Annotated in this window: 20 protein-coding genes and 1 tRNA gene; 16 read left to right on the plus strand and 5 right to left on the minus strand. The window is 61.8% G+C overall.

Annotated features, from left to right (window positions below; genetic code table 11):
- The first annotated feature begins 1 nt into the window (after window position 1).
- From phrB to P7C00_RS26940, 8 genes are read left to right on the plus strand one after another with little or no spacing between them, the layout of a single operon-like run.
- Window positions 2-1,447, plus strand: a complete 1,446-nt coding sequence (phrB, locus tag P7C00_RS26905) for a deoxyribodipyrimidine photo-lyase (RefSeq protein WP_404937635.1) — start codon at window positions 2-4, stop codon at window positions 1,445-1,447.
- The gene (locus P7C00_RS26910; RefSeq protein ID WP_404937636.1) at window positions 1,440-1,865 is read left to right on the plus strand and encodes a nuclear transport factor 2 family protein; all 426 of its coding nucleotides are present in this window, start codon (window positions 1,440-1,442) and stop codon (window positions 1,863-1,865) included. Before phrB ends, P7C00_RS26910 begins: the two co-directional genes overlap by 8 nt.
- Window positions 1,862-2,632, plus strand: coding sequence for an SDR family NAD(P)-dependent oxidoreductase (locus P7C00_RS26915; RefSeq protein WP_404937637.1), 771 nt, complete (start codon window positions 1,862-1,864; stop codon window positions 2,630-2,632). Before P7C00_RS26910 ends, P7C00_RS26915 begins: the two co-directional genes overlap by 4 nt.
- A complete protein-coding gene (locus tag P7C00_RS26920) occupies window positions 2,629-3,876 on the plus strand; it encodes an NAD(P)/FAD-dependent oxidoreductase (RefSeq protein ID WP_404937638.1) in 1,248 nt (415 codons plus the stop codon). Before P7C00_RS26915 ends, P7C00_RS26920 begins: the two co-directional genes overlap by 4 nt.
- Window positions 3,873-4,688, plus strand: a complete 816-nt coding sequence (locus P7C00_RS26925; RefSeq protein WP_404937639.1) for a DUF1365 domain-containing protein — start codon at window positions 3,873-3,875, stop codon at window positions 4,686-4,688. Before P7C00_RS26920 ends, P7C00_RS26925 begins: the two co-directional genes overlap by 4 nt.
- A complete protein-coding gene (locus tag P7C00_RS26930) occupies window positions 4,675-5,946 on the plus strand; it encodes a class I SAM-dependent methyltransferase (RefSeq protein ID WP_404937640.1) in 1,272 nt (423 codons plus the stop codon). The genes P7C00_RS26925 and P7C00_RS26930 overlap by 14 nt, the downstream gene beginning before the upstream one ends.
- A complete protein-coding gene (locus P7C00_RS26935; RefSeq protein ID WP_346633816.1) occupies window positions 5,939-6,454 on the plus strand; it encodes a DUF2878 domain-containing protein in 516 nt (171 codons plus the stop codon). Before P7C00_RS26930 ends, P7C00_RS26935 begins: the two co-directional genes overlap by 8 nt.
- A 54-nt stretch (window positions 6,455-6,508) precedes the next feature.
- Window positions 6,509-6,814, plus strand: coding sequence for a YkgJ family cysteine cluster protein (locus tag P7C00_RS26940; RefSeq protein WP_273923104.1), 306 nt, complete (start codon window positions 6,509-6,511; stop codon window positions 6,812-6,814).
- A 10-nt stretch (window positions 6,815-6,824) separates the two neighbouring features.
- Here the strand turns inward: P7C00_RS26940 and murI are convergent, their stop codons facing one another.
- Genes murI through hemA form a run of 5 tightly spaced genes read right to left on the minus strand, consistent with a single transcriptional unit; the run spans window position 6,825 to window position 11,545 of the window.
- On the minus strand, window positions 6,825-7,616 hold the full coding sequence (murI, locus tag P7C00_RS26945) for a glutamate racemase (RefSeq protein WP_404937641.1): 792 nt from the start codon (window positions 7,614-7,616) through the stop codon (window positions 6,825-6,827).
- Entirely contained in the window at window positions 7,609-8,364 is a 756-nt protein-coding gene (locus P7C00_RS26950) for a molybdopterin-synthase adenylyltransferase MoeB (RefSeq protein ID WP_404937642.1), read from the minus strand. The genes murI and P7C00_RS26950 overlap by 8 nt, the downstream gene beginning before the upstream one ends.
- Window positions 8,358-9,188 carry a peptide chain release factor N(5)-glutamine methyltransferase gene (prmC, locus tag P7C00_RS26955; RefSeq protein WP_404937643.1) on the minus strand — a complete coding sequence of 277 codons (831 nt, stop codon included), beginning with the start codon at window positions 9,186-9,188 and terminating at the stop codon, window positions 8,358-8,360. The genes P7C00_RS26950 and prmC overlap by 7 nt, the downstream gene beginning before the upstream one ends.
- Window positions 9,189-10,271, minus strand: coding sequence for a peptide chain release factor 1 (prfA, locus tag P7C00_RS26960; RefSeq protein ID WP_346633812.1), 1,083 nt, complete (start codon window positions 10,269-10,271; stop codon window positions 9,189-9,191).
- On the minus strand, window positions 10,271-11,545 hold the full coding sequence (gene hemA, locus P7C00_RS26965) for a glutamyl-tRNA reductase (protein WP_011063407.1): 1,275 nt from the start codon (window positions 11,543-11,545) through the stop codon (window positions 10,271-10,273). The genes prfA and hemA overlap by 1 nt, the downstream gene beginning before the upstream one ends.
- Before the next feature lie 325 nt (window positions 11,546-11,870).
- On the opposite strand from hemA, the gene P7C00_RS26970 reads away from it, so the two are divergent.
- The 8 genes from P7C00_RS26970 (at window position 11,871) to ychF (ending at window position 18,787) form a co-directional block, all read left to right on the plus strand.
- Window positions 11,871-13,595 (plus strand): tetratricopeptide repeat protein, encoded by a 1,725-nt coding sequence (locus tag P7C00_RS26970; RefSeq protein ID WP_346633811.1) that lies wholly within the window; start codon window positions 11,871-11,873, stop codon window positions 13,593-13,595.
- 4 nt (window positions 13,596-13,599) lie between these two features.
- On the plus strand, window positions 13,600-14,217 hold the full coding sequence (lolB, locus tag P7C00_RS26975; RefSeq protein WP_404937644.1) for a lipoprotein insertase outer membrane protein LolB: 618 nt from the start codon (window positions 13,600-13,602) through the stop codon (window positions 14,215-14,217).
- 1 nt (window position 14,218) lies between these two features.
- Window positions 14,219-15,070, plus strand: coding sequence for a 4-(cytidine 5'-diphospho)-2-C-methyl-D-erythritol kinase (gene ispE, locus P7C00_RS26980; RefSeq protein WP_404937645.1), 852 nt, complete (start codon window positions 14,219-14,221; stop codon window positions 15,068-15,070).
- Window positions 15,071-15,106: 36 nt separating this feature from the next.
- Window positions 15,107-15,181: transfer RNA gene (locus P7C00_RS26985), tRNA-Gln, on the plus strand.
- A gap of 48 nt (window positions 15,182-15,229) precedes the next feature.
- Entirely contained in the window at window positions 15,230-16,171 is a 942-nt protein-coding gene (locus P7C00_RS26990; RefSeq protein ID WP_003171603.1) for a ribose-phosphate pyrophosphokinase, read from the plus strand.
- A 139-nt stretch (window positions 16,172-16,310) separates the two neighbouring features.
- On the plus strand, window positions 16,311-16,910 hold the full coding sequence (locus P7C00_RS26995) for a 50S ribosomal protein L25/general stress protein Ctc (protein ID WP_346633808.1): 600 nt from the start codon (window positions 16,311-16,313) through the stop codon (window positions 16,908-16,910).
- Window positions 16,911-17,078: 168 nt separating this feature from the next.
- Entirely contained in the window at window positions 17,079-17,663 is a 585-nt protein-coding gene (gene pth / locus P7C00_RS27000) for an aminoacyl-tRNA hydrolase (protein WP_060841030.1), read from the plus strand.
- A gap of 23 nt (window positions 17,664-17,686) precedes the next feature.
- Entirely contained in the window at window positions 17,687-18,787 is a 1,101-nt protein-coding gene (gene ychF / locus P7C00_RS27005) for a redox-regulated ATPase YchF (protein ID WP_152686428.1), read from the plus strand.
- Window positions 18,788-18,827 lie beyond the last annotated feature (40 nt).

Below are 18,827 nucleotides of genomic sequence, written 5' to 3' on the forward strand. Positions count from 1 at the left end.
CATGCAATTGATCTGGCTGCGCAGCGACCTGCGCCTACATGACAACACCGCCCTGAGCGCCGCCGCCCAGCGTGGCCCCACCGTGGCCGTGTACCTGCTCAGCCCGGAACAGTGGCAAGCCCATGATGATGCACCGTGCAAGGTCGACTTCTGGCTGCGCAACCTGCAAACCCTGAGCAGCGCCCTGGGCCGCTTGAACATACCCTTGCTGATCCGCAGCGCCAGCACCTGGGACCAGGCACCCCAGGTGCTGCTGGAACTGTGCCGGCAACTGCAGGTACGCATGCTGCACTTCAACCAGGAGTACGGCATTCACGAGAGCCGCCGCGATGCCGCCGTGACCCGGGTCCTGGAAGAAGCCGACATCAGCGTCCAGAGCTACCTCGATCAATTACTGTTCCAACCCGGCACCGTGCTGACCAAGAGCGGCGGCTACTTCCAGGTCTTCAGCCAGTTCCGCAAAGTCTGCTACAGCCGCCTGCACAGCGCACTCCCGCCCTTGGTGAGCGGCCCCAGGGCGCAACTGCCACTCTCGATCAATGCCGACCCGTTGCCGCGCCGGATCGAAGGTTTCCCGCAGCCCAGCCAGGCTCTGCGTGACCTCTGGCCCGCAGGTGAAGATGAAGCCCTGGGCCGTCTGGAACAGTTCACCGACGAGCAGATCAACTACTACCAGAGCGAACGCGACTTCCCGGCCAAGCCCGGCACCAGTCAACTCTCGCCCTACCTCGCCGCCGGGGTGATCTCGCCCCGACAGTGCCTGCACGCCGCCTTGCGCTGTAACCAGGGAGAGTTCGAAAGCGGTAATCCCGGTGCCGTCACCTGGATCAACGAACTGCTGTGGCGTGAGTTCTACAAACACATCCTGGTGGGCTACCCGAGGGTTTCCCGGCACCGCGCCTTCCGTCCGGAAACCGAAGCCGTGGCCTGGCGCGACGCACCCGAGGAACTCGCTGCCTGGCAGGAAGGCCGCACCGGCCTGCCGATCATCGATGCCGCCATGCGCCAACTGCTGGAAACCGGCTGGATGCACAATCGCCTGCGGATGGTGGTGGCCATGTTCCTGACCAAGAACCTGTTGATCGACTGGCGTGAAGGCGAGCGTTTCTTCATGCGCCACCTGATCGACGGAGACCTGGCGGCGAACAATGGCGGTTGGCAGTGGAGCTCCTCCACCGGCACCGACGCCGCGCCCTACTTCCGCATCTTCAACCCGGTCAGCCAGTCGGAACGCTTCGACGCGGAAGGACGCTTCATCAAGCACTGGTTGCCACAACTGGCGGGGTTGAACAAAAAAGATATCCACAACCCTGGCGCCATGGGCGGGCTGTTCGCTGTCGCCGATTACCCGGCGCCCATGGTCAACCTGTCGATGTCCCGGGATCGAGCTCTGGCGGCGTTCAAAGCCCTGCCTTCGCGCCTGGATGCGGGAGACGCCCATGAATGACTTCCTCGACCGCTTTGCCCGGGATTTCTCCAGCCTCGACAAGCACAGCTTGCAACGCCTGGACCAGCTCTACAGCGAGGACATCCAGTTCACCGACCCGCTGCACGAGATCAATGGCCTGCCGCGCTTGCGGCACTACTTTGCCGAGCTGTACGCCAACGTCAGCGAACTGCGCTTCGACTTCCATGGCGCGGACCCCTGCGGCGAGGACCAAGGCTATCTGCGCTGGACCATGAGCTACTGCCACCCGCGCCTCAAGGGCGGCCAGATGATCCGGGTCCCCGGCTGCTCGCACCTGCACTGGCGCGACGGCAAGGTCTACCGCCACCGGGACTATTTCGACGCCGGTGCCTTGCTCTATGAACACCTGCCCGTGCTCGGTGCGGTGATCGCCTGGCTGAAAAGGAGGCTCGGATGAACCCTGCAATGCCCCGGCGGATCTGGCTCACCGGTGCCAGCAGCGGCATCGGTGCGGCGCTGGCCGAAGAACTGCTCAAGACCGGCGCCCAAGTGGCCATCAGTGCTCGCTCGCGCGAGCCCCTGGAAGCGCTGGCCCTGCGTTATCCGGGCCGGGTGCTGGTGGTGCCCGGCGATCTCACCGACGCCCTGCAGGTGCGCGAGATCGGCAAGCGCATCGCCCAGGCCTGGGGTGCCCTGGACACGGCGATCCTCAATGCCGGGACCTGTGAATACATCGATGTGCAGCAATTCGACGCGGCGTTGATCGAGCGTGTGCTGAACAGCAACCTGCTGTCCGCCAGTTATTGCATCGAGGCTGCGCTGCCGCTGCTGCGCGCCGGCAATCGCCCCCTTCTGGTGGGTGTGGCCAGTTCCGTGACCTATCTGCCGCTGCCACGGGCCGGCGCCTATGGTGCTTCAAAGGCCGCCTTGCGCTACCTGCTGCAATCCTTGCGCATTGACCTGGCCGCCGAGGGCATCGACGTCACCGTGGTCAGCCCCGGGTTCGTCGATACCCCGCTGACCGCGCGCAACGACTTTGCCATGCCCATGAGTTGGTCCGCCGAGAGGGCCGCCCGACACATCCACAAGCATCTGTCACGCCGGGATCTGGAGATCGCTTTCCCCGCCCCGTTCATCTTCGGCCTCAAGCTGCTGTCCTGGCTGCCCGGCCGCCTGCAACTGGCCATCGCCAAACGCCTGGCCCGCACGGGGAATGCATCGTGAAAATCGCCATTATCGGTAGCGGCATCGCCGGCCTGACCTGCGCCTACGTCCTGAACCGTCGCCATGACATTCGGGTCTATGAGGCCGGCAGCTGGATCGGCGGCCACACCCATACCCTGGATGTCAGCCTGAACGGCGAAACCCAGGCCGTGGACACCGGTTTCATCGTCTTCAACGACTGGACCTACCCCAACTTCATCCGCCTGCTGGGGCAGATCGGGGTCAAGTTCAAACCCACCGAAATGAGTTTCTCGGTGTGCGATCCGGCCTCGGGCCTGGAGTACAACGGCAACAACCTCAACAGCCTCTTCGCCCAGCGCCGCAACCTGCTGTCGCCCGGGTTCTGGGGCATGCTGCGGGACATTCTGCGCTTCAACAAAGCGGCCCTGCGCGACTTGCAGCAGCAACGCATCCGCGCTGACACCACCCTCGGCGACTACCTCCGGGACCAGGGCTACGGCGAGCGTTTCATCCAGCATTACATCGTGCCCATGGGCTCGGCGATCTGGTCGATGTCGCGGGTGCAGATGCTGGGTTTTCCCCTGCAGTTCTTTGTGCGTTTTTTCAAGAACCACGGCCTGCTGTCGGTGAGCAATCGTCCGCAGTGGTGCGTGATCGAAGGCGGTTCAAGCCGCTACATCGAGCCGCTGACCGCCTCGTTCCGCCAGCACATCCGCCTCGACTGCCCGGTGCAGCGAGTCGAGCGTGACGAACTGGGCGTGGTGATCCACAGCGCTGCGGGCAGCGAGCGTTTCGACAAGGTGGTGTTCGCCTGTCACAGCGACCAGGCCCTGCAGCTGCTGGCCAGCCCCAGCCGGGCCGAACGGGAGATTCTCCAGGCCCTGCCCTACGCCGACAACGAAGTGGTGCTGCACACCGATACCCGGCTGCTGCCTCGGCGGCGCCTGGCCTGGGCCAGCTGGAACTACCGCCTCGACGCCAGCGGCGAGAAAGCTGCCGCCGTGACCTACGACATGAACATTCTGCAAGGTCTGAAGAGTGACACCACCTTCTGCGTCAGCCTCAACCAGACCGCCGCCATCGATCCGACGCAGATCCTCGCCCGCTTCACTTACGCCCACCCGCAATACAGCCTCGGCGCGGTAGCGGCCCAGGGGCGCTGGGGTGAACTGCAAGGCGCCCAGCACAGCTTCTACTGCGGCGCCTACTGGGCCAACGGTTTCCACGAGGACGGTGTGGTCAGCGCGCTGCGCGTGGCCCAGGCCTTTGGTGAACAACTGTGAACAGCGCCCTGTACAGCGGCTGGATCAGCCATCGGCGCTTTGCCCCCAAGGGCCATGCCTTCCGCTACCGGATCGGCCTGCTGTACCTGGATCTGGAAGAGCAGGACAGGGTGCTGGGGCTTTCGCCCCTGGCAGGCCAGAGTCGCTTCGCGCCGTTCGCCTTCCGCGAAAGCGACTACCTCAAGGGCTTCACCGGCCAGGGCATGCGCCTGATCGACGCCGTACGCCAGCAAGTGGCTGAGGCGATCGGTCATGTGCCCGGGGGCTCAGTGCGCCTGCTGACCCAGGTTCGCAGCTGGGGCCTGGCGTTCAACCCGGTGAGTTTCTTCTACTGCTTCGAGGCCGACGGGCAACTGGCGGCGATTCTCTGCGAGGTCACCAACACCCCCTGGCGCGAGCGCTACCACTATGTACTGCCGGCCCGCCCAGGCAGCGCCACCGCTCCCGAGCACCAGCACTTCGCCGTGACCAAGGCCTTTCACGTGTCGCCGTTTCTACCGCGGGACCTTGAGTACCGCATGAGCTTCAGCCCCCCGGCCGAACGGCTCGGGGTGCACATGGCCGACTGGCAGGGCGAGCTCAAGGTGTTCGACGCCACTCTCAGCCTGCAACGCCAGCCCCTGGACCGCCGCAGCCTGCACCAGTATCTGCTGCGCTTTCCGTGGATGACCGCCAAGACCTGCCTGGCGATCTACTGGCAGGCCCTGCGCCTGGCCGCTAAGGGCATCAAGTTCTTTCCCCACGAGGCTGCCGACGGCGCCTATCGCACAGCCGCTGTACAACCCAAGGATCGCCGCCATGAAATCCTCTAGCGTATCGGCCAGAAACACCCTGTTCAGCACCCACAGCCTCACTGCCAGCCTGCTGCGCCGTGGCGTACTGCGACAACTGGGGCAACTCAAGCACGGGCAACTGCTGATCGTCGAAGACGGCGAGCGCCTGGTCTTCGGCAGCAACAGCGCGCCCCTGATCGGGGAAATCCACATTCATGACAGCAGCGTCTGGGGGCTGGTGGCCAGCAGCGGTTCGATCGGCGCCGGCGAGGCCTTTATCCATGGCTACTGGAGCACTCCGGATCTGACGGCGGTGATCCGCGTATTCGTCAGCAACCTTGAGGTACTGGACGCCATGGAAGGCGGCCTGGCGCGACTCGGTCGGCCCCTGGTGCGCGGTCTGCACTGGCTCAATCGCAACACCCGCAAAGGCTCGCAGAAAAACATCGCCGCCCACTACGACCTCGGCAATGAGCTGTTCGAGCAGTTTCTCGATCCCACCATGATGTATTCCGCCGCACAGTTTCGCAGCGACGACGACAGCCTGGAGCAGGCCCAGTTGAACAAGCTGGAACGCATCTGCCAGAAGCTCGCCTTGCAGCCCGAGGATCACCTGCTGGAGATCGGCACCGGCTGGGGCAGCATGGCGCTGTATGCAGCCCAGCATTACGGCTGCCGCGTGACCACCACCACCCTGTCCAAGGAGCAGTTCGCCTTTACCCGGCAACGCATTGACGCCGCCGGCCTGCAGGATCGCGTCACCCTGCTACTGGAGGACTATCGCGACCTCACCGGGCAATACGACAAGCTGGTGTCCATCGAAATGATCGAAGCCGTGGGCCATCGTTTCCTGCCCACCTACTTCAAGCAGTGTGCGCAGTTGCTGAAAAGCAACGGCCTGATGCTGCTGCAGGCCATCACCATCCGCGACCAGCGCTACGAACAGGCGAAGAACGGCGTGGACTTCATCCAACGCTACATCTTCCCCGGCGGCGCCCTGCCCAGCGTGCAGAAAATGCTTGAAGTGGTCGGTCGCGACACCGACATGAATCTGTTGCACATGGAGGACTTCGGCCTGCACTACGCCCGTACCCTGCGCCTGTGGCACGAGAACTTCCGGCGCGCCCACGGTCGCCTGAGCGAGCTGGGCTATGACCCGTACTTTCTGCGGCTGTGGGAGTTCTACCTGTGCTACTGCGAAGGCGGCTTCCTGGAACGCAGCATCGGCACCGCGCAGATGCTCCTGGCCAAGCCCTCGGCAGTGCCGCAACCCTTGCTGGGCCGTTTCGATGCGTAAGCAACTGGCCAACGCCCTGCTGTTCCAGCTGGGCTGGTTCATCTGCGTGCTGTCTGGCGACAGCCCCTGGCTGCTGCTGGGGGTAGCCATCCTGCTGGCGCATTTACGCTGGATCGGCAGTTGGGCCGGGGAAGGTCGAATGATTGTCGGCATCGCCCTGATCGGCATCACCCTGGACAGCTTCCTGCACTGGCTGGGAGTGCTCCAGTTCAAGGAAGTGAGCCTGCTGATTCCCCTCTGGCTGATGCTGCTCTGGATGTTGCTGGGCACCACTCTGCGCCATTGCCTGGCATGGACGGCACGTCCCTGGTGGCTGGCCTGCATCCTCGGGGCGCTGTGCGGACCGCTGTCCTACTACGCCGGGGGCCGCTTGGCCGGAGTGACCTTTGCCTACGGCCTATGGCCAACCCTGCTGGGGCTGAGCCTGCTCTGGGCAGTGCTCCTGCCGCTGTTCCACGTGCTTGCACGTCCCACTGTCGAAGCGCCTCAACCGGCCATTCAGGACTGAGCGTCCGTCAGGGCTTTCACACAGCCCTGGCCCACTGCCTTACACTGCGCGCCTATGACTAACATCCCCGTTACCCCCATCCCCGAACCGGCCATCAGTTGCTCGACCTGCGCTGCTTGCTGCTGCCAGCTGGAAGTCATGCTGATCACCGACACCGGGGTGCCCGAACGCTTTATCGATACCGATGATTGGGGCGGCGAAGTCATGCGCCGCCTGGACGACGGCTGGTGCGCAGCACTGGATCGCGACAGCATGCGCTGCACCATCTATGAGTTGCGGCCGCTGATCTGCCGCGAGTTCGAACTGGGAGAGGCGGACTGCCTGAGCGAGCGCCGGGGAATCGCCACGGCGTATCGCTGAACCGGCTTTTTCACAAGTCGAAACGCTGAACGCTACCCGGATTGTTCCATAGCAGAGGAAGCACCTGAACAAAGTGCTGGACATCGCCACTGGTCCAGAAGCGCGCCTCACGGGCGACTCCCCGGGCACGCAGGTCGCTCTCGTCCAGCAGGCGCTGCAACTGCCGGGCAACCGCAGCACCGGTGTCGATCAGGCTGATGTGGGCAGGCAGCATCTGCACCAGCACCGGCTTGAGAAACGGGTAATGGGTGCAGCCCAGAATGATGGTGTCGCAACCGGCGGCCAGCAGCGGTTCGACATAGCCCTGCAACAGTTGGCACAGGGCGCTACTGTTGAGGTCGCCGTTTTCGATCATTTCCACCAGGCCGGGGCAGGGCTGGGTGACCACCTTCACATCAGCGGCAAAACGATCGAGCAAGGCGGCGAACTTGGCGCTCTGCAAGGTGCCGGTGGTCGCCAGCACCCCCACCACGCCGCTGCGGGTCGCAGCCGCTGCGGGCTTGACCGCAGGTTCCATGCCGACGATGGGCCAGTCCGGAAAGTCCCGGCGCAGCTCGGCCACTGCGGCCACGGTCGCAGTGTTACAGGCCAGTACCAGCGCCTTGGCGCCCTGCTCGCGGAAGTAACTCGCCATCAGTGCGCAGCGCTGGCGAATGAACTCCGGGGTCTTCTCGCCATAGGGGATATACCCGCAATCGCCAAAGTACAGCAACGATTCGTTGGGGAGTAGTTGCTGTATTTCCGCCAGTACCGACAGGCCGCCAACACCGGAATCGAACACCGCAATGGGCGCTTCACTCATGATGAACTCCGCAGACACTGCAACCGGGATCACGCTTGACTCGCAGTTCACGAAAGCGCGTGCCCAAGGCATCGATCAATAACAGTCGGCCCACCAGTGGCTCACCAAATCCGGCCAGCAGTTTCAGGGCTTCCAGCGCTTGCAGACTGCCCACGGTGCCCACCAGCGGGCCAAGCACCCCGGCTTCACTGCAGGTCAGCTCGGCTTCGCTGCCATGCCCGTACAAGCAGTGGTAGCAAGGGCTTTCCGGGCGCCGCGGGTCGAACACCGACAACTGCCCTTCCAGGCGAATCGCCGCGCCACTGACCAAGGGCTTGGAGGCCACCACGCAAGCGGCGTTCACCGCCTCGCGGGTGGTGAAGTTGTCAGAGCAATCAAGCACCAGGTCCACCGCGGCCACGGTAGCGGCCAGGCTGTCGACGTCCAGCGCGTGACGATGAGGCACCAGGCGGATTTCCGGGTTGAGGGCAGACAGCCGGCTGATGGCCGAGTCCACCTTGCTGACCCCGACACTGGCACTGTCGTGAATGATCTGCCGTTGCAGGTTGGTCACATCCACCGTGTCGAAGTCTGCCAGGTGCAGCTCACCAACACCGGCGGCCGCCAGGTACAAGGCCGCCGGGGCCCCCAGGCCACCCAGGCCGACTATCAGTACCCGGCTTTGCTTGAGGCGCAATTGACCGTCGATATCAACGTGTTGCAACAGAATCTGCCGGCTATAACGCAACAGTTCCTGATCGGTCAGCATGGCAGGCAACCGAGAGTGATGCGCTCATGCCCACCCAGGTCAACGCGGCTGTGGACCTCGATAAAATCCTGGGCCGTCAACAATTCGCGCACCGCTGCAGCCTGGTCGTAACCGTGCTCCAGCATCAGCCAGCCGCCGGCTTCCAGATGTTGCGGAGCCTGGGTGACGATCAGGCGCAGGTCATCCAGGCCGTCCTGGCCCGCCACCAGGGCGCTTTCGGGTTCGAAACGCACATCGCCGGCCACCAGATGGGGATCGGCCTCGGCAATATAAGGAGGGTTGCTGACGATCAACTGGAAGCGCTGGGACTCGACCGCGCTGAACCAGTGGCTGCTGAGCACGGTGACGTTGTTCAGTTGCAGGCGCTGGCGGTTGCGCTCGGCCAGGGCCACGGCTTCCAGCACCCGGTCCACGGCCGTTACCTCCCAGGCTGGACGTTCGCTGGCCAGGGCCAGAGCGATGGCGCCGCTGCCGGTCCCCAGGTCGAGGACCTTGGCCGGGCTCGCCGGCAGCAGCTCCAACGCCGCCTCCACCAGCAGTTCAGTGTCGGGACGCGGGATCAGGGTGTGCGGTGCCACTTCCAGATCCAGTTTCCAGAAGCCCTGCTGGCCGAGGATGTAGGCCACCGGTTCGCCGGAACGGCGTCGTTGCAGGTATTCAGTGAACAGCAACACGGCCTCGCTGGGCACGATGCGCTCTGGCCAGGTATGGAGAAAACTCCGCGGCTTGCCCAGGGCTGCCGCCAGGAGCAGTTCGGCATCCAGGCGCGGCGTCGGCGAATCGGGCAATTGGGCTGCGCGCAGCAGGCTGGCGATGATGGTCATTTACTCACCCAATGCCGCAAGTTGATCGGCCTGATATTCGGCCAGCAGCGGTTCGATCACCGCCTCCACGCCCCCGGCAAGGATTTCGTCCAGGGAATACAGGGTCAGGTTGACCCGATGATCAGTGACCCGGCCCTGGGGGAAGTTGTAGGTACGAATGCGCTCGGAGCGATCCCCCGAGCCCACCAGCAACTTGCGCTCGCTGGCAATGGCGTTGGCCGCAGCGCTGGTCTGCTGGTCGTTGAGCTTGGCCGAGAGCCAGGACATGGCCCGGGCCCGGTTCTTGTGCTGGGAACGCTCTTCCTGGCACTCCACCACGATCCCCGAAGGAATGTGGGTGATGCGGATCGCCGAGTCGGTCTTGTTCACGTGCTGACCGCCGGCACCCGAGGAGCGATAGGTATCGATGCGCAGGTCCGCCGGATTGATCTCGATGGTTTCCTGCTCATCCGGCTCCGGTAGCACCGCCACGGTGCAGGCCGAGGTGTGGATGCGGCCCTGTGATTCGGTGGCCGGTACCCGCTGCACACGGTGCGCGCCGGATTCGAACTTCAGCTTGCCGTAGACGTTCTCGCCTTCGACCCGGGCAATGACTTCCTTGTAGCCGCCGTGCTCACCCTCGTTTTCCGAGAGGATCTCCAGCCGCCAGCCACGCCGCTCGGCGTAACGGGAATACATGCGGAACAGGTCGCCGGAGAAAATCGCCGCCTCATCGCCGCCGGTACCGGCGCGGATTTCCAGGAACACGTTGCGACCGTCGTTGGGGTCCTTGGGCAACAGCATGCGTTGCAGGGCGCTTTCCAGCTCGGCCAGTTGCTCCTTGGCCTCACGCACTTCCTCGGCAGCCATTTCCCGCAGGTCCGGGTCGTTGTCCTTGAGCAGCGCCTGGGCACCTTCAAGGTCGGACTGGACTTTGAGTACCTGTTTATAGGAGGCGACGATCGGTTCGACTTCTGCGTATTCCTTGGAGTAGGCGCGGAACTTGGCCTGATCGGAAATGACCTCAGCATCGCCGAGTAAGGCGGTCAGTTCCTCGAAACGGTCCTGGAGAATGTCCAGCTTACTGAGCAGTGACGCTTTCATTACGGGGTTTTATCCGATGAGCCCTCACCGAGGGCAAAGAGTTCTTGGGCCATGGCCAGCGCATCGAGGCGGCCTTCGGCGGAGAGCTTTTTCAACTGCACGCTCGGCGCGTGCAACAATTTGTTGGTCAGGCCGCGGGCCAGTTGGGCCAGCACGTCCTCGGCGCCGCTGCCATTGGCCAGCATGCGCAGGGCTTTCTGCAATTCTTCGTCGCGCAGGCGCTCGCTCTGTTGACGATAGGCCTTGAGTACGTCCACCGCCGCCAATTCACGCAGGCGCACCATGAAATCCTCGGCGCCGATGTTCACCAGCTCCTCGGCGGCCTGGGCCGCGCCCTGACGGCTCTTGAGGTTTTCCGCGACCACTTCGTGCAGGTCATCGACGGTGTAGAGGTAAACGTCGTCCAACTCGCCGACTTCTGGCTCGATATCCCGGGGAACGGCGATATCCACCATGAAAATCGGCTTGTGCTTGCGCAGCTTCAGAGCGCTTTCCACCGCGCCCTTGCCGAGGATCGGCAACTGGCTGGCAGTGGAACTGATGACGATATCGCTGTGCACCAGCTCCTGGGGGATGTCCGACAACAGCACCGCGTGGGCGCCGAACTGCTCCGCCAGGAGACTGGCCCGCTCCAGGGTGCGGTTGGCAACGACGATGCGCTTGACCCCAAGGTCGTGCAGGTGCCGGGCCACCAGGGTAATGGTCTCGCCAGCGCCGATCAGCAACGCCTGGCTGCGCTGCAGATCACTGAAAATCTGTTTCGCCAGGCTCACCGCAGCAAAGGCCACGGACACCGGGTTTTCGCCAATGGCGGTATCGGTGCGTACTTGCTTGGCGGCACTGAAGGTAGCCTGGAACAGCCGCCCCAGCAGTGGGCCGACAGTCCCGGCCTCCCGGGCCACAGCGTAGGCGGACTTCATCTGCCCGAGAATCTGCGGCTCGCCCAACACCAGCGAATCCAGCCCCGACGCCACCCGCATCATGTGACGAACTGCCGCATCATCTTCATGCACATAGGCGCTGGCACGAAGCTCGTCTAGGCTCAGGTGGTGATATTCCGCCAGCCAGCGCAGCACCACATCCGCAGAAAGATGATCCTGTTCTATATAGAGCTCACTGCGATTGCAGGTGGAGAGGATCGCAGCTTCGCGGCTGTCGGTGAGTCGGCAGAGCTGCTGCAAGGCCTCAACCAACTGCTCAGGGGTAAAGGCCACGCGCTCGCGGACGTCTACAGAAGCAGTCTTGTGGTTAATACCGAGTGCAAGGAAGGCCATTCAAGGTCGCTGATGATGTCGAGAAGCCGACAATTGTCCTACTTCGACAGACGCAGAACAACTACCGCCGACTATTGTCCTAGTTTTGTGCCAAAACTCGCCGAGCGAAGATCAGGCAAGGCGAAAACAGGCGAGGAAGCGGAGTTTAGGGGCCTAAATGAGCATTCCGAGCCTGTTTTCAACGCAGCATGATCGAAGCGCAGGCAGTTTTCGCGCAGAAACTAATAGACTGCCTCTGTTCTGGCATCCCGTTGAGTCTCGGTTATGTTTGGCCGAAGGCTTGTGTCATGATGATCCGACCGCAGGTTAGTCGCCCTCTTCCTATATGAATAGATCTTCCGCGTTGCTCCTCGCCTTTGTCTTCCTCAGCGGTTGCCAGTCACTGGCCCCCGTTTCATCGGACGCTACGTCGCCGGTGGAAGACAGCACCCCCGCCCCTGAAAAGCCCAAGGTCTATTCATCGTTCAGCGAAGACACCATCTTCAGTCTGCTGAGCGCTGAACTGGCGGGCCAGCGCAATCGTTTCGACATTGCCCTGGACAACTACGTGACCCAGGCCATCAACACCCAGGACCCGGGCATCTCCGAGCGTGCCTTTCGCATTGCCGAGTACCTGGGAGCCGACCAGGCAGCCCTGGACACTTCGCTGATCTGGGCAAAGAACGCTCCCGACGATCTGGAAGCGCAACGGGCTGCCGCCATCCAATTGGCACGGGCCGGACGCTACGACGACTCCATGCTGTATATGGAGAAGGTTCTGCAGGGCAAGGGCGACACCCACTTCGACTTTCTTGCGCTGTCGGCTGCCGATACCGACCAGGACACACGCAACGGTCTGATGAAAAGCTTCGATCGTCTGTTGCAGAAGCACCCGCACAACAGTCAACTGATCTTCGGCAAGGCCCTGTTGATGCAGCAGGATGGCGACGCCAAGGATGCCCTGACCCTGCTGGAGCAGAATCCCCCGGAAGACGGCGAGGTGGCGCCGCTGCTGTTGCGCGCCCGCTTGCTGCAGAGTCTGAACCGCGGCAAGGAAGCCCTGCCGCTGCTGGAAAAAAGCATCCGCAAGTACCCGGACGACAAGCGTCTGCGCCTGACCTACGCCCGCATGCTGGTGGAGCAGGACCGCATGGAGGACGCCAAGACCCAGTTCTCCAGCCTGGTCCAGCAATATCCGGAAGACGATGAACTGCGCTATTCCCTGGCACTGGTCTGCCTGGAAGCCAAGGCCTGGGAAGAGGCCAAGGGTTACCTGGAAGACCTGATCGCCCGGGAAAGCCACGAAGACTCCGCACACCTGAACCTGGGACGAATCGCCGAAGAGCTCAATGACCCGCAAGGAGCGCTGATCGAATACGCTCAGGTCGGACCGGGTAACGATTACCTACCGGCGCAACTGCGACAGGCCGATATCCTGATGAACAACGGCCGCACCGACGAGGCGCAAAAGCGCCTGGTGGCGGCTCGCGACGCCCAACCCGACTACGCCATCCAGCTATACCTGATCGAAGTCGAGACACTGTCGGCGAACAATCAGGGCGATCGCGCCTGGAAAGTTATTCAGCAGGCGCTGCAACAGTATCCCGATGACGTGAACCTGCTCTATACCCGTGCCATGCAAGCGGAAAAACGCAATGACCTGGCACAGCTGGAAAAAGACCTGCGCCTGATCATCCAGCGTGAGCCGGATAACGCCATGGCCTTGAATGCTCTGGGCTACACCTTGTCGGACCGCACGACCCGCTACACCGAAGCCAAGGCACTGATCGAGCAAGCCCACCAACTGACCCCGGAAGACCCGGCGGTACTGGACAGCCTGGGCTGGGTAAACTTCCGTCTGGGTAACCTCGACGAAGCCGAGCGCCTGCTGCGCCAGGCCCTGGAGCGCTTCCCGGATCAGGAAGTGGCCGCACATTTGGGCGAGGTCCTGTGGAACAACGGCAAGCAGCGCGAGGCCAAACAGATCTGGAGCAAGTTCATCAAGGACCAGCCAGACAGCCCCGTATTGCGCGACACCATCAAACGCCTGACCGGATCAGAGACTCTTTAAGACTATGTTTTTGCGCCACGTTATTGTTTTCAGCTTTATCGCCCTGCTTGCCGGCTGCGCCGGCTTTGGCGCCCGTGAGTCCGTCCAGGGCCAGGGCAACCCTGCCCAATGGCGCCAGCACAAGGATCAGTTGACCGACCTCGACGGCTGGCAGATCAACGGCAAAATCGGCATTCGGGCCCCCAAGGATTCCGGCAGCGGCACGCTGTTCTGGCTACAACGCCAGGACTATTACGACATTCGTCTGTCCGGTCCGCTGGGCCGTGGCGCCGCACGCCTGACCGGCCGTCCCGGCCAGGTCAGCCTGGAAGTGGCCAATCAGGGTCGTTACGAAGCGGCCAGTCCGGAAACCCTGCTTGAAGAACAAATGGGCTGGAAACTACCCGTCTCCCACCTCGCCTGGTGGGTTCGCGGCCTGCCCGCCCCCGACAGCAAAAGCCGCCTGACCCTGGATGGCGACAGCCACCTGGCGAGCCTGGAGCAGGATGGCTGGCAAGTGCAATACAGCAGTTACTCCGAGCAGAACGGCTACTGGCTGCCCGAGCGGATCAAACTGCATGGCAGCGACCTTGACGTCACCCTGGTGATCAAGGAATGGCTGCCTCGCAAGCTGGGGCAATGACATGTCCGTGGAAAAACTGACACTGCCCTCCCCGGCCAAGCTCAATCTGATGCTGCACATTCTGGGTCGCCGTGAAGACGGTTATCACGAGCTGCAGACCCTGTTCCAGTTTCTCGACTACGGCGATGAAATCACTTTCGCCCTGCGCGATGACGGCGTGATTCGCCTGCACACCGCGTTCGAGGGCGTGCCCCACGACAGCAATCTGATCGTCAAGGCCGCGAAAAAACTCCAGGAACAGTCCGGCTGCACCCAGGGCATCGACATCTGGATCGACAAAATCCTGCCTATGGGCGGCGGCATCGGCGGCGGCAGTTCCAATGCCGCTACTACACTGCTGGGCCTCAACCATCTGTGGCAACTGGGCTGGGACGAAGACCGCTTGGCAGCACTCGGACTGACCCTGGGCGCTGATGTCCCGGTTTTCGTGCGTGGGCATGCAGCCTTTGCCGAAGGAGTCGGGGAAAAACTCACCCCTGAATACCCCGAAGAGCCCTGGTATCTGGTACTGGTCCCGCAAGTGTCTGTTAGTACAGCAGAAATTTTTTCCGATCCGCTGTTGACACGTGACACTCCGCCCATTAAAGTGCGCCCCGTTCCCAAGGGAAACAGCAGAAATGACTGCCTTCCGGTAGTCGCAAGGCGTTATCCAGAAGTTCATAACGCATTGAATTTGCTAGGTAAATTTACCGAAGCAAAACTGACTGGAACTGGAAGTTGTGTGTTTGGGGGCTTCCCAAGCAAAGCTGAAGCTGATAAAGTCTCGGCCCTTCTTACAGAGACCCTTACAGGGTTTGTAGCGAAAGGAAGCAACGTTTCGATGTTGCATCGCAAGCTACAGAGTCTGCTCTAAAGGAACCGAGTGCCAGGCACTCGAAGCAACAGATACAGGGGCGTCGCCAAGCGGTAAGGCAGCAGGTTTTGATCCTGCCATGCGTTGGTTCGAATCCAGCCGCCCCTGCCATTTTCCTTATACTCATCCAGGTATACCCTCAGCCTTCAGGTACTGCGCGTGTCCAAGATGATGGTCTTTACGGGGAACGCTAACCCCGATCTGGCTCGGCGTGTCGTACGTCAGCTGCATATCCCTCTCGGTGACATCTCTGTTGGAAAATTTTCCGACGGCGAAATTACTGCCGAGATCAATGAAAATGTCCGCGGTAAAGACGTCTTCATTATTCAGCCGACTTGCGCTCCGACCAACGATAACCTGATGGAACTCGTGGTGATGGCCGACGCCTTCCGCCGTTCCTCAGCAACTCGTATCACTGCTGTTATTCCTTATTTTGGTTATGCCCGTCAGGATCGCCGTCCGCGTTCCGCACGTGTGGCTATCAGCGCGAAAGTCGTGGCTGACATGCTCACCGTAGTCGGCATCGACCGTGTCCTCACGGTTGATCTGCATGCTGACCAGATTCAGGGTTTCTTCGATATTCCGGTAGATAACATCTACGGCTCCCCCGTTCTGGTGGATGACATCGAAGACCAGCGTTTCGAAAACCTGATGATCGTGTCCCCGGACATTGGCGGCGTCGTGCGTGCACGTGCCGTGGCCAAGTCCCTGGGCGTAGATCTCGGGATCATCGACAAGCGTCGTGAGAAAGCCAATCACTCCGAAGTGATGCATATCATCGGCGACGTCGAAGGACGCACCTGCATTCTGGTCGATGACATGGTCGATACCGCCGGCACCCTGTGCCACGCGGCCAAGGCCCTGAAAGAGCATGGCGCAGCCAAGGTCTTTGCCTACTGCACACACCCTGTGCTGTCGGGTCGGGCCATCGAGAACATTGAAAATTCCGTGCTGGACGAGCTGGTGGTGACCAACACCATCCCGCTGTCCGCTGCAGCACAAGCCTGTGCGCGTATCCGCCAACTGGATATCGCACCGGTAGTTGCCGAGGCGGTCCGCCGCATCAGCAATGAAGAATCGATCAGCGCGATGTTCCGCTAAGGGCTAGTCCCTGGCAAAACATCCCGATGACGAAAAGCGCCCCGTCCCAACCTGTGTTGGGACGGGGCTTTTTTGCCCATATCGCCTTTAGCGCTGGTCGCAAACGCTGGGGCGAGTGTGGTTATTTTGGAGATACAACATGAACGATTTTACTCTGAATGCTGAAGTGCGTTCCGACCTGGGGAAAGGTGCGAGCCGCCGCCTGCGTCGTCTCGCAAGCCTGGTTCCAGCTGTAGTTTACGGTGGCGACAAAGCCCCTGAATCCATCAGCATGCTGGCCAAAGAAGTGGCCAAGCTGCTGGAAAACGAAGCTGCCTACAGCCACATCATCGAACTGAACGTTGGTGGCACCAAGCAGAACGTCGTGATCAAGGCCCTGCAACGTCACCCGGCCAAAGGCCACGTGATGCACGCTGACTTCGTTCGCGTAGTTGCTGGTCAGAAACTGACCGCCATGGTTCCAGTGCACCTGATCAACGAAGCAGCACCGATCAAGAAAGGCGGCGAGATATTCCGCGCAGCCACCGAGATCGAAGTTTCCTGCCTGCCGAAAGACCTGCCTGAGTTCATCGAAGTCGACATGGCTGAGACCGACATCGGCACCGTGATCCACCTGTCCAACCTCACCGCTCCTAAAGGCGTTGAGTTTGTTGCTCTGGCACACGGCAACGACCTGGCAGTAGCCAACGTCTACGCACCACGTGTTGCTTCTGAGAAAGAAGAAGGCGCTGCAGAGTAATTCACTCTGACGCCGGAGTTGAGCGGAACACATCGCGGACTGGAACGTAGCGAGAAAGCGGGCGAGAACGCGAAGTTTGCCGCAAGGCAACCAAGCTCTTGTCGTCCCCTTTCGCCGTAGCACCGGTTGCGGCGATGTTATCCACCACTCCAAAGAAGGGCCCCTATCGTGACTGCCATCAAACTGATCGTTGGCCTGGGTAATCCAGGCGCCGAATACGAACAGACCCGGCATAACGCAGGGGCCCTTTTTGTTGAGCGCATCGCTGAAAAACAAGGTGTCAACCTTGTCGCCGATCGCAAATATTTCGGCCTGACCGGGCGCTTCAGTCACCAGGGTCAGGACATTCGTCTGTTGATTCCCACCACCTACATGAACCGCAGCGGCCAGGCCGTGGCGGCGCTTGCCGGCTTCTTCCGCATCAAGCCGGAAGAGATCCTGGTGGCCCACGACGAACTCGACTTGCCACCCGGCGTCGCCAAGCTCAAGACCGGCGGCGGGCATGGCGGGCACAACGGACTGCGGGACATCATCGCGCAGCTCGGTAATCAGAATACCTTTCACCGCCTGCGGCTCGGCATCGGCCACCCGGGTGTTGCCAGTATGGTTTCAAACTTTGTCCTGGGTCGTGCGCCACGCGCCGAACAGGAAAAACTCGATGCCAGCATCGATTTTGCCCTCGGCGTGCTGCCGGATATCTTCGCCGGTGAATGGAACCGTGCGATGAAAAACCTGCACAGCCAGAAGGCCTGACTCTACTCCTAGGGGAATACACCATGGGATTCAATTGCGGCATCGTCGGCCTGCCTAACGTCGGCAAGTCCACCCTGTTCAACGCCCTGACCAAATCCGGGATCGCGGCCGAGAACTTCCCCTTCTGCACCATCGAGCCCAACAGCGGCATCGTGCCGATGCCCGACCCGCGCCTGGACGCCCTGGCCGCCATCGTCGTGCCTGAGCGCGTGCTGCCGACCACCATGGAGTTCGTCGATATCGCCGGCCTGGTAGCCGGTGCCTCGAAAGGTGAAGGCCTGGGTAACAAGTTCCTGGCCAACATCCGCGAAACCGATGCCATCGCCCACGTGGTCCGCTGCTTCGAAGACGACAACGTGATCCACGTGTCCAACAGCGTCGATCCCAAGCGCGACATCGAGATCATCGACCTGGAACTGATCTTTGCCGACCTCGACAGCTGCGAGAAGCAACTGCAGAAAGTCGCCCGCAACGCCAAGGGCGGTGACAAGGATGCCGTGGCCCAGAAAGCCCTGCTGGAGCAGTTGATCGCCCACTTCACCGAAGGCAAGCCGGCCCGCAGCCTGATGAAGGACATGAGCGCCGACGAGAAGCTGATCATCCGTGGCTTCCACCTGCTGACCACCAAGCCGGTGATGTACATCGCCAACGTTGCCGAAGACGGCTTCGAGAACAACCCCCTGCTGGACGTGGTCAAGGCCATTGCCGAGGAAGAAGGCGCGATCGTGGTGCCGGTGTGCAACAAGATCGAGGCGGAAATCGCCGAGCTCGATGACGGCGAAGAAAAGGACATGTTCCTTGAAGCCCTGGGCCTGGAAGAGCCTGGCCTGAATCGGGTGATCCGTGCCGGCTACGAAATGCTCAACCTGCAGACCTACTTCACCGCAGGTGTGAAGGAAGTTCGCGCCTGGACCGTGCGTGTCGGCGCCACCGCGCCACAAGCGGCCGCCGTGATCCACACCGACTTCGAAAAAGGCTTCATCCGCGCCGAAGTCATCGCCTACAACGACTTCATCCAGTTCAAGGGTGAAGCCGGTGCCAAGGAAGCCGGTAAATGGCGCCTGGAAGGCAAGGAATACATCGTCAAGGACGGCGACGTGATGCACTTCCGCTTCAACGTGTGATCCCCTTCAGCCCCATTGCCTGGCAATGGGGCTGATTCCC

Source organism: Pseudomonas sp. JDS08PS003 (assembly GCF_045013505.1).
In the GTDB taxonomy this organism is placed as follows: domain Bacteria; phylum Pseudomonadota; class Gammaproteobacteria; order Pseudomonadales; family Pseudomonadaceae; genus Aquipseudomonas; species Aquipseudomonas protegens_B.